This is a genomic window from Trinickia sp., from assembly GCF_035492435.1.
GTDB lineage: Bacteria > Pseudomonadota > Gammaproteobacteria > Burkholderiales > Burkholderiaceae > Trinickia.
Genome location: NZ_DATJJF010000033.1, coordinates 1 through 10,600 on the forward strand (window position 1 = coordinate 1; position 10,600 = coordinate 10,600).

The 10,600-nt window shown below is 63.5% G+C and carries 10 protein-coding genes; all 10 read left to right on the forward strand.

The window, feature by feature from the left end:
• Positions 1-15 precede the first annotated feature (15 nt).
• Complete coding sequence (locus tag VL598_RS02935) at positions 16-468, forward strand: DUF421 domain-containing protein (RefSeq protein ID WP_414718644.1); 453 nt, start codon at positions 16-18, stop codon at positions 466-468.
• A 345-nt stretch (positions 469-813) separates the two neighbouring features.
• Positions 814-1,773, forward strand: coding sequence for a glycosyltransferase family 2 protein (locus tag VL598_RS02940; RefSeq protein WP_325325209.1), 960 nt, complete (start codon positions 814-816; stop codon positions 1,771-1,773).
• 169 nt (positions 1,774-1,942) lie between these two features.
• Positions 1,943-3,253, forward strand: coding sequence for a glycosyltransferase family 1 protein (locus VL598_RS02945; RefSeq protein ID WP_325325210.1), 1,311 nt, complete (start codon positions 1,943-1,945; stop codon positions 3,251-3,253).
• A gap of 10 nt (positions 3,254-3,263) precedes the next feature.
• Positions 3,264-3,887 carry an HAD-IIIA family hydrolase gene (locus VL598_RS02950; RefSeq protein ID WP_325325211.1) on the forward strand — a complete coding sequence of 208 codons (624 nt, stop codon included), beginning with the start codon at positions 3,264-3,266 and terminating at the stop codon, positions 3,885-3,887.
• Positions 3,884-5,083, forward strand: coding sequence for a lipopolysaccharide heptosyltransferase II (waaF, locus tag VL598_RS02955; RefSeq protein WP_325325212.1), 1,200 nt, complete (start codon positions 3,884-3,886; stop codon positions 5,081-5,083). Before VL598_RS02950 ends, waaF begins: the two co-directional genes overlap by 4 nt.
• A 25-nt stretch (positions 5,084-5,108) precedes the next feature.
• Complete coding sequence (locus tag VL598_RS02960) at positions 5,109-6,854, forward strand: carbamoyltransferase family protein (protein WP_325325213.1); 1,746 nt, start codon at positions 5,109-5,111, stop codon at positions 6,852-6,854.
• Positions 6,851-7,921: a glycosyltransferase gene (locus VL598_RS02965; protein WP_325325214.1), complete on the forward strand. Its 1,071-nt coding sequence runs from the start codon at positions 6,851-6,853 to the stop codon at positions 7,919-7,921. The genes VL598_RS02960 and VL598_RS02965 overlap by 4 nt, the downstream gene beginning before the upstream one ends.
• A complete protein-coding gene (locus VL598_RS02970) occupies positions 7,918-8,997 on the forward strand; it encodes a glycosyltransferase family 9 protein (RefSeq protein ID WP_325325215.1) in 1,080 nt (359 codons plus the stop codon). Before VL598_RS02965 ends, VL598_RS02970 begins: the two co-directional genes overlap by 4 nt.
• Complete coding sequence (locus VL598_RS02975; protein ID WP_325325216.1) at positions 8,984-9,943, forward strand: glycosyltransferase family 4 protein; 960 nt, start codon at positions 8,984-8,986, stop codon at positions 9,941-9,943. The genes VL598_RS02970 and VL598_RS02975 overlap by 14 nt, the downstream gene beginning before the upstream one ends.
• Before the next feature lie 28 nt (positions 9,944-9,971).
• A partial coding sequence (locus VL598_RS02980; protein WP_325325217.1) for an NAD-dependent epimerase/dehydratase family protein occupies positions 9,972-10,600 on the forward strand: 629 nt, incomplete at its 3' end.

The following is a 10,600-nucleotide window of genomic DNA, read 5'->3' on the forward strand; positions in this document are numbered from 1 at the left end:
CTTTTTTCGTTTAGCATATCTCCCGGTGAGATCATTCTGCGCGGGACGGTTATGTATTGGCTTCTGTTCATACTTTTCCGATTCGTGTCGAGAAGGGATATCGGGTCCATGGGGATCGCTGACTTGCTCATTATCGTCATCGTCGCGGACGCCGCACAGAATGGAATGGCTGGCAAGGGCGAAAGTATTGCTGACGCTGGACTGCTAGTCGCAACCCTTATAACGTGGAACCGTCTTTTTGACGCAATGGCCTTTTATTTCCCAGTTATTAGCCGGTTCATGAACCCCCAGAAGATAACCCTCGTCTCGCATGGACGAAAGCACGCCCTTAATATGCGCCGTGAAGCTATAACCGACGAGGAGCTCGATGCCAAAATTAGAGAGCATGGAGTGAGCTCCGTCCACGAGGTCGAGTATATGTACCTCGAATCGGATGGCAAGATAAGCGTCGTGAAGAAGAAATCGTAGTAGTGGGGCAGTGTCTCTGCATTCTTCGGGCGGGATGTACATTTTTCAATTCATCTGAGCCAAAATTAAATGCGCCCCGATTTGCTTGGCTCCGCCCAAACTCTGTGTCGACGGTTTGGTACGCTAAGAGGAGTGCACCGCGGGTACGTGTCGAGCGCCTTAAAGGTGAATTCACTGCCGTTGTCAGCTCTGGATGAAGGCGCAGATACGTGGATTCCGCTTGAACGACGCCAAATCGCTGGCGCCGCGACGCCAAATGACGTGCATACGGACTGGGACGCCCAATCCGAATTATCTGGCGCGCGAGGCGATGGCCGGGATCGACGAAGACGATCGGGCGAGCCGATGGACGCGCCGCCGCCGCGCTTCGAAGCAACAGATACATCGCAGGACGCCGCATCGCTGTCCGGGCACGTTGAGCCTCTACGCGATACGCGTCTCCCGGTCGTGGTGCTCACGCACAATCGTGTCGACCAAGTGTTGGACACGCTGGCAAAACTTGCCGCCTTGCCCGATCGAATCCGCATCGTGGTGGTCGATAATGCGTCGTCAGACGCAACAGTCGCGCGTATCACGCAAGCATTTCCGTTCGTCGAGCTGATCGTCGCGCCGTCGAACATGGGAGCGGCTGGCCGCAACCTCGGGGTCGCGCGCGTCGAGACCGAGTACGTTGCCTTCTGTGACGACGACATGTGGTGGCACGCGGGCTCGCTCTCGCGCGCGGTCGAGATTCTCGACGCGGCGCCTCACGTGGCGGTGCTGAACGCGCGCGTCGTCGTCGGCAAAACCGATGAAGCCGACGAGACTTGCGAGCGCATGCGCGAGAGTCCGCTCGGGGCGCGTGGCTTGCCGGGACCGGCGCTCGTCGGCTACATGGCCGGCGCGAGCGTGTTTCGGACAAGCGTATACCTCGGAGTGGGCGGCTATGAGCCGCGCCTTTTCATCGGTGGTGAGGAGTCGCTCGTCGCGCTCGACATCCTGGCTACCGGGCGCGCGCTCGTTTATGTCGACGAGCTGATACTTCACCACCACCCGTCGACGGCGCGCGACAGCGCACTGCGCAGACGACTGCTCGCGCGCAACGCCGCCTGGGTCGCGTGGCTTCGTCTTCCGTTACGCGAAGCGTTGCGGGCCACGGTCGATGCGTTCGCCGTGATGCATCGCGAAGGCACGCTCATGCGCGACGCGGTAGAGATGCTCCGCGGGCTTCCGTGGGCACTGGCGCGTCGCCGCGCGATCGGCGCACGCGTGCAGAGGATGCGCGCGATTGTGCGCGACCAGGAACGCCGTCGCGGCCAGAGATAACCCTGTGTTGTACGCCGACGCATACCCCGACCTTCGGCAAAGAATTGCTAAGGCCGTGGAAAAGCAACGCTCAGGCACAACGAATGCTCACGTCCCTTGCACATCCCGAGGACTCGGGCGATCGGCGCCGCGAGGCAACTCCGGAACGAAGAACATCAGGGGCGTAACCGTGAAGATCGCACTTGTCAGTGAACACGCCTCGCCTCTCGCGGTGGCGGGAGGCGTCGACAGCGGGGGGCAGAATATCTACGTCGCGAACGTCGCTAGGCAACTCGCGAAAAGCGGCTACCACGTCGATGTCTTCACGCGGCGCGACCGCTCCCTGCTACCGCTCGTCTCGCGCCTTGAAGGAATACGAGTCGTGAACGTGCCGGCCGGCCCGCCTGTTCAGTTGCCCAAGGAGGTACTACTGCCATATATGGAAGAGTTTGCGCAGTTCATGATCGACTTTTTTAGGAAGGAACCGACGCCTTATCATGTCCTGCATGCGAACTTCTTCATGTCGGGGCTGGTCGGCATGCGCATTAAGGACGCGCTCGGCACGCCGCTCGTCACGACGTTTCATGCGCTCGGCCGCGTACGGCGCATCCATCAGGGTGCCAGTGATGGCTTCCCGGATGAGCGCTTCGATATCGAAGATGCGCTCGTGCGCGAGTCGGACGCAGTGATCGCCGAGTGTCCGCAGGACGAAGCGGACCTCGTCTCGCTCTACGGCGCCGATCCTCAGCGCATCGACATTGTGCCGTGCGGCTTCGATAGCGCCGAGTTCGAGCCGATGAACAAGGTCCACGCCCGCGAGCAGCTCAACTGGCCGCAGGACCGCTTTATCGTGTTACAGCTCGGGCGCATGGTACCCCGCAAGGGCATCGACAACGTCGTGCGCGGCATCGGCATCTGCAATCACGCGCTGAACGAAGAAGCGTATCTGTATGTGATCGGCGGCAACTCGGACGAAGCCAACGAAATAGCCACGCCCGAAATCGGGCGGCTACGCGGCATCGCGCGCGAGCGCGGCGTCGCGGATCGCGTGAACTTCCTCGGGCGTCGCGGGCGTCAGGGCCTGAAGATCTTCTATAACGCGGCCGATGTGTTCGTCACAACGCCGTGGTACGAACCGTTCGGCATCACGCCGCTCGAAGCGATGGCCTGCGGCACGCCCGTAATCGGTGCGGCCGTCGGCGGCATTTGCTATTCGGTCGTGCATGGCGAGACCGGACTGCTCGTGCCGCCCAGGGATCCCGTCGCCCTCGCCGATGCGCTTGCAACGCTCAAGCGGGACCCCGGGCTTAGCCGCGGCATGGGCGCCGCCGGTCTCGAACGCGCGCGTGCGATGTTCACGTGGTATGGCGTCGCCCAGTCGCTCGCGCACGTGTATGCGCGCGTCGCGGGCGCGGTATTGCCGACCGTCGCGGAGGCGCCGAACACATCGGTGTCAGGGGGCGAAGCGCGGCGCGCTGCCATCGGCGGCGCAGGTGCATGAGGCGCATGGTATGAGCGTCATCAAACCCGTGAGCGGGTCGCGCCCCGCCGTGTTCCTTGACAAGGACGGTACGCTCCTCGACGACGTGTCCTACAACGTCGATCCGCGTCGCATGCGGCTCGCGCCGGGCGCATTCGACGCGCTCGGCCTCTTCGCGCGGATGAACGCGCCGATAGTCGTAGTCAGCAATCAGAGCGGCGTGGCGCTCGGCAAGTTCGATGAGGCCGCGCTCACCGATGTCGAACTGCGCCTGCAGGAACTCGCGGCCGGGGCGGGCGCGCGGCTCGCGGCTGTCTGCTGGTGCGTGCATCACCCCGAAGGCAGGGTGGCACGCTACCGGCGCATTTGCGATTGCAGAAAGCCCGCGCCCGGCATGCTCGAACGCGTCGCATACGACCTCCAGTTCGATCTCTCGGGAAGTTGGATGGTCGGCGACATTCTCGACGACATTGAAGCCGGCCATCGCGCAGGCTGCGGCGCCGTACTCATCGACAACGGCAACGAGACCGTGTGGCAGCGCGGCCCGCTGCGCGAGCCCGACGCGGTAGCGCAGAACATGCTCGAAGCCGCGCGCATCATCGAACGCGTGTGGCGCGAGAGCGACGAACACAACCGGGCGGAGTCTGCCACATGAAACGCGGTCCGCTGCGCCCGGCAGACATCGCCGTCCCCATTCGGGCCCATGCCCGCGTGCCCGCCGCCCCTCCAGGCCGACAGTGGGGTGGGGACGTGCAGCACATTCTCTGCGTCCGCCTCGACAATCTCGGTGACGTGCTGATGACGACGCCCGCGCTTCACGCGCTGAAGACTGGGCACCCCGAGCGGCAACTGACGCTGCTTGCCTCAGGCTCGGGCGCGCAGGCGGCACGCTTCGTCGATGATATCGACCACGTGATCGAATACGACGCGCCCTGGGTCAAGCACGGTCAGGCCGAAGCAAAGCGCGATCTGGCGATGCGCGACCGTCTTGCGGCGCAAGGCTTCGACGCAGCCGTGATCTTCAACGTCTACAGCCAGAATCCGCTACCCGCCGCAATGCTCTGTCATCTCGCGGATATACCACGCAGGCTCGCCCATTGCCGTGAAAATCCCTATCGCCTGCTGACCGACTGGGTGGCGGAATGCGAGCCGCAACATGGCACGCGGCACGAAGTCGAACGGCAGCTTGCGCTCGTCGCGCACGTGGGTGCGGTCACCAACGATACGCACATGCGCTTCGCCGTGCGCGAAACGGACGAGGCAACGCTTGGGTACAAGCTCGCAGAGCGCGGCATCGACCTTCATGCGCCCTTTCTCGCGATGCATCCGGGCGCGACCGCCGCGTCGCGCCGCTATCCGCCCGAGCGCTTCGCCGCGGCGGCGAAGGTGCTCGCCACGATGACCGGCTGGCCGGTCGCGGTAACCGGCTCGGCCAGCGAAGCCGCGCTGTGCGCACAAGTGTGGGCAGACGACGCGCGCATCGTGGACCTCGCCGGCGTGCTCGAGTTGGGTGAGCTGGCTGCGCTCGTTCGTCACGCCCGCGTGCTTGTGTCGAACAACAGCGGCCCGGTGCATATCGCGTCCGCGCTTGGCACGCCGGTCGTCGATCTGTACGCGCTCACCAATCCACAGCACATGCCGTGGCAAACGCCGCATCGTGTGCTCTACCGGGACGTGCCGTGCCGCTGGTGTTATCGGAGTGTTTGTCCAGAAAAACATCACCGGTGTCTGCTGGGTGTGAGGGTCGATGACGTCGTTGCGGCCGTCCGGTCGTTGCTTGACCCGCAACGCCGGACGACTTTGTCCGGCACAGGCCCCGGCATGGGCGTGCCGGCGCCTCCACTTGTCTGATCCTCCAGCCAAAAGTTCGCTCGCCATGTACACACTTGGAATCAATGCGGTTTACCACGATAGCGCAGCGGCGCTGGTTTGCGACGGCGTCGTGACGGCAGCGGCGGAAGACGAACGCTTTACGCACGTCAAGCATGCGAAGCGACCGGTGCCCTTCTCGACATGGCAACTGCCGTTCGATGCGATCGACTATTGCCTGAAGGAAGCTGGCATCGAGTTGGCGGATATCGATCATATCGCCTACTCATACGATCCTAACCTGTTCTTAGGCATGCCGAGGCAGGCCAAAGCGACGATCGCGCTGCCGTTCATGCCGTCCGAGCATGTGACCGATAACCCATCCGAATCGCCGTGGGATCCGCTTTTTTTAAGCTATATCGTCAACGCGCGCGGGCAGTTGCTCGATGGCGCGCCGCATCACCTGAAGAAGCGTTTCAGCAGCGGGCGTCGCACGCCGCGCTTCGAATGGCATAACGTCGATCATCACCTGTCGCACGAAGCGAGCGCATTTCTCGCCGCGCCATTCGACGCCGCCGCTGTGCTTACGATGGACGGCCGTGGCGAGGGCGTGACGACGAGTCTCGGCCAGTTCGTGAATGGCGAATTCAAGCGGCTGAAACAGGTGGAACTGCCACATTCGCTCGGCCTGCTGTACGAAGCCGTCACCGATTACCTCGGTTTTCTGCAGTCGTCGGACGAGTACAAGGTGATGGCGCTCGCGTCGTTCGGCAAACCAAAATACGTTGATCAGTTTCGCGAAATCGTCAAGTATCGCCACGACGGCAGCTATACCGTGGATGCGCCGCGCCTCGTCGAGCGCTTCGGTCCCGCGCGCGAACGCGGCGGTCCGCTCAACCAGCACCATTACGACATCGCGCATTCGCTGCAGAGGGTACTCGAAGAGACGGCCCTCTCTCTGGCCAAGTGGCTGCACGAGCGCACCGGCCTGCCGAATCTCGCGATGGCGGGTGGGGTTGCGCTGAACTGCGTGATGAACGCGCACCTGAGCGATCGCGGCCCGTTCAAGGAGGTGTGGGTGCAACCAGCGGCGGGCGATGCGGGCACCGCACTCGGTGCCGCGCTTTGGACCGACTACCGTGAGCGTGCCAGGCGCGGAGATCATGAGCGCCGCTGGCGCATGAATCATGCGTATCTCGGACCGAGCTACTGCGACGAGGAAATCGAACAGTTCCTCCAGTGGGCGAAGGTGCCGTATCGCCGGCTCGACGATATCGCCGACGAAACAGCTGCACTGCTCACGCAAAATCGCGTGATCGGCTGGTATCAGGGGCGCGCCGAGTTCGGTCCGCGCGCCCTCGGCGCGCGTTCAATTCTTGCGTCGCCTGTCGATCCGGGCATGCAGGCGCGGTTGAACGAGATCAAGGACCGCGAGGATTTCCGCCCCGTCGCGCCTGTCGTGATGGAAGAGCACGCTAAGGACTGGTTCGTCGATGCACGCGTCGCGCCGTTCATGCTGTTTGTATTCGATGTGCGCGAGGACATGAAGTCGCGCATTCCGGCGGTCACGCATATTGACGGGACCGCGCGAGTGCAAACTGTCAATCGTTCGCAGCATCCACTCTATTACGATTTGCTCGCAGCGTTCAAGGCGCGCACCGGGGTGCCGGTGCTCGTCAACACGTCGTTCAATACGCGGGGCGAGCCGATGGTCAATACTCCGCGCGATGCGCTCGAATCGTTCTGGACGTCACCGCTCGATGCGCTCGTGATTGGCCAGTTCCTCGTCGAAAAACCCGGAGCGGGCGCATGAGCACGTGCGCAGGCGCGTCGTTTCCGCTCGAGGGCGACTGTGCGTCATCGGGTGCGACGCACGCGAAGACCGGCGCTGAGTTCGCATGCGACGTGTCGATCGTGATACCGACATGCCGGCGGCCCGACATGCTGGCGCGTTGTCTGCGCGCGCTTGTCGCGCAACGCTACGATGCGTGCCGCTTCGAGATAGTCGTATGCGACGATGGCCCCGACGATGTGACGCGCGAACGCGTCACCGCTTTTGCGCGCGAAAGCGAAACCGCAATGCCGCCGGGCCCGCGCGTCCGCTATATGCCGGTAACGGCGACGCAAGGGCCGGCAGGCGCGCGCAACGCGGGATGGCGCACGTCGGCAGCGTCCTTCATCGCTTTCACCGACGACGACACCATTGCCGATACGGACTGGCTCGCGGCGGGTGTCGCGGCGCTCGCCGCGGGTGCGGATGTCGTCGCGGGGCGCATTGTAGTGCCGCTGAGCGATCACCCGACCGACTACGAGCGGGACGCGGCGGGGCTCGCTCATGCGGAGTTCGCCACGGCCAACGCCTTCTTCACCCGCTCGGCGCTCGAGCGCGCGGGCGGCTTCGATGCGCGCTTCACGTCGGCGTGGCGCGAGGATTCAGACATCCAGTTCGAACTGTTGCGCATTCGCGCGCACGTCGTGCCCTCGCGTGAGGCGATGGTGCTGCACCCGGTGCGGCCCGCGCGCTGGGGCGTAAGTCTTTCGCAGCAAAAGAAGAGTCAGTTCGATGCGCTGCTGTTTAAGAAGCATCGCACGCTCTATAGGGCGCGCATCCGGCGTACTCCGCCGCTGCTCTATTACGCGATCCTTGCGTGTATCGCGCTCGCACTCATCTCGTTCGGCTACGGACACGGCACGATCGCCTACGCGTTCCTCGTCGCGTGGCTTGCGTTGACCGGCGGCTTCTGCAAAAGGCGTCTCTTGCATACCGCGCTCACGCCCTCGCATGTGCTGGAAATGGCGTGGACGTCGCTGTGGATTCCGTTTCTCTCGATCTTCTGGCGGCTCTATGGCGCGGTGAAATTCCGCGTGGTGTTCGTATGATCGCGACCATCGAACGCATCGCGATTTTCAGGGCGCTGCAACTTGGCGACATGCTTTGCTCGGTGCCCGCATTGCGTGCGTTGCGGCGTGCGTATCCCGGCGCGCATATCGTCCTGATCGGCTTGCGGTGGGCGCACAGCTTCGTCGAACGCTATGCGCACCTGATCGACGAGCTGGTCGTGTTTCCCGGTGCCGTCGGCTTTCCCGAGCAGGAGGAAATTGACGCGCATCTGCCCGCGTTCTGGGAGGCGATGCGCTCGCGCCGGTTCGATCTCGCCATCCAGTTGCACGGCAGTGGAGGCGTGGCCAACGACATTGTCGCCGGGATGGGTGCGCGCATCGACGCGGGCTTTCTGAAGCCGGGCGAAGCGCCGCGTGCGGGCGTCTTCATTCCCTGGCCAGATGCGCTGCCCGAAATCGTGCGCTGTAACGCGCTGATAGGCGCGCTCGGCATCGATGCACGCTGCACGCATCTGGAAATTCCGCTCACGCCGCAGGACACACGCGAATGCAACGCACTGATCAAGCGCCTCGGTCTCGACATCGCGCGTCTCGTCATCGTGCACGCAGGCGCGCAACTGCCTTCACGCCGCTGGCCCGCCGAGCGCTTCGCGCACGTGAGCGCCGCACTGGCGCGCGAGGGCTGGCAGATCGCCTTAACGGGCAGCACGGGCGAAGCGGCGATTACCGCGCGCATCGCGGCGTCGCCCGGCGTCGAGGCGGTCGACCTCACGGGCCGCACAACGCTCGGTGGGCTGGCCACGCTGGTTGCGCGGGCGCGGCTCATCGTCTGCAACGACACGGGCCTCTCGCATGTCGCCGCGGCGATGCGCACAAAGAGCGTGGTCATCGCATCGGGCAGCGACACGCGCCGCTGGGCGCCGCTCGACCGCGAACGTCATCGCGTGCTCGCCGACTATCCGCCGTGCCGGCCGTGCGCGTTTCGCGAGTGTCCCTACGGGCATCCGTGCGCGCTCAGCGTGAGCGTCGCTCAGGTGCTCGATCTTGTCCATGCGCAATTGCGAGGAGCGTCCGCGTTTTCTTCGAAGTCACTGACGACCCATGCCCATCGCTGATTCGAAACACCTGCGCGTGCTCACGTGGCACGTTCACGGCAACTACCTCTACTACCTGACGCAGGCGAAGCACGACTTCTATCTCGTGACCAAGCCCGGTCATGCGCCAGGCTATGCAGGCAAGGTCGGCGTGCTGCCGTGGGGCGAAAATGTGCACGAAATCCCCGCGAGTGAAGTCGCGTCGCAGGCGTTCGATGTCATTCTTTTTCAGCACCGTACACACTGGGACGACGATCGCCTCAACCTGCTTTCCGATGCGCAACGCAGGCTTCCGCGCGTCTATATCGAGCACGATCCACCGCAGGAAAACGCCTTCGAACAGCGCCACTGGGTGAACGATCCGCATACGCTGCTCGTGCACGTCACGCATTTCAATCGCCTGATGTGGGATAGCGGCGAGACGCCGACGCGCGTGATCGAACACGGGGTCGTGGTGCCCGAGGGCGTGCGGTATTCGGGACAGCTGGAACGTGGCATTGTCGTCATCAATCACTTGCGGCAGCGTGGGCGGCGGCTGGGCAGCGACGTCTTCGCGGATGCCGCGCGGCATGTGCCGCTCGATCTCGTCGGCATGGACGCGCAATCGTCGGGCGGCATCAGCGAGATCGGCAATCTGGATCTGGCCGCGTTTAGCGCGCGCTACCGCTTCTTTTTCAACCCAATCCGCTGGACGAGCCTTGGCCTTGCGGTCGTCGAAGCGATGATGATCGGCATGCCAATCGTCGGGCTGGCGACGACGGAACTCGCGACCGTCATCCGCAACGGCGAAAGCGGCTTCATCCACACCGATACGAACGCGCTCATCGATGCGATGCAGCGGCTGCTCCGCGATCCCACAGAGGCACGGCGTCTTGGCGAAGGCGCGCGACGCCTCGCGCTGGAACGCTTCAATATCCACCGCTTCGCTTCCGAATGGGAACAGACACTTCAGCACGTGTGCCAATGATCGCCGCACTATCACACTGGAAATCATCATGAAAGAAGCCTTTCGCAAGCGCGTCCTGGTTACCGGCGGCGCGGGTTTTCTCGGCTCGCATCTGTGTGAGCGGCTGCTCGCGCAGGGACACGACGTGCTGTGCGTCGATAATTTCTACACCGGCGCCAAGGCCAACATCGCGCATCTGCTCGACAGTCCCAATTTCGAGTTGCTCCGCCACGATGTGACGTTTCCGCTGTATGTCGAAGTGGACGAAATCTATAACCTCGCGTGTCCCGCCTCGCCAATCCATTATCAGCGGGACCCGGTGCAGACGACCAAGACGAGCGTGCATGGCGCGATCAACATGCTCGGCCTCGCGAAACGCGTGAAGGCGAAGATCTTTCAGGCATCGACGAGCGAAATCTACGGGAATGCGAGCATACATCCGCAGCGAGAAGAATACTGGGGCAACGTGAATCCGATCGGCCCGCGCTCCTGTTATGACGAAGGCAAGCGCTGCGCCGAAACCCTCTTTATGGACTACCGGCGCCAGCACGGGCTGTCGATCAAGATCGCGCGCATCTTCAATACGTATGGCCCGCGCATGCATCCGGGCGACGGCCGCGTGGTGTCGAACTTCATGATGCAGGCGCTGTTGGGCGAGCCGATCACCGTGTACGGCGA

Coding starts and splice junctions, on each gene's coding strand:
- VL598_RS02940 (WP_325325209.1), top strand. CDS start 814: ATGGACGCGCCGCCGCCGCGCTTCGAAGCAACAGATACATCGCAGGAC.
- VL598_RS02950 (WP_325325211.1), top strand. CDS start 3,264: ATGAGCGTCATCAAACCCGTGAGCGGGTCGCGCCCCGCCGTGTTCCTT.
- waaF (WP_325325212.1), top strand. CDS start 3,884: ATGAAACGCGGTCCGCTGCGCCCGGCAGACATCGCCGTCCCCATTCGG.
- VL598_RS02960 (WP_325325213.1), top strand. CDS start 5,109: ATGTACACACTTGGAATCAATGCGGTTTACCACGATAGCGCAGCGGCG.
- VL598_RS02965 (WP_325325214.1), top strand. CDS start 6,851: ATGAGCACGTGCGCAGGCGCGTCGTTTCCGCTCGAGGGCGACTGTGCG.
- VL598_RS02970 (WP_325325215.1), top strand. CDS start 7,918: ATGATCGCGACCATCGAACGCATCGCGATTTTCAGGGCGCTGCAACTT.
- VL598_RS02975 (WP_325325216.1), top strand. CDS start 8,984: ATGCCCATCGCTGATTCGAAACACCTGCGCGTGCTCACGTGGCACGTT.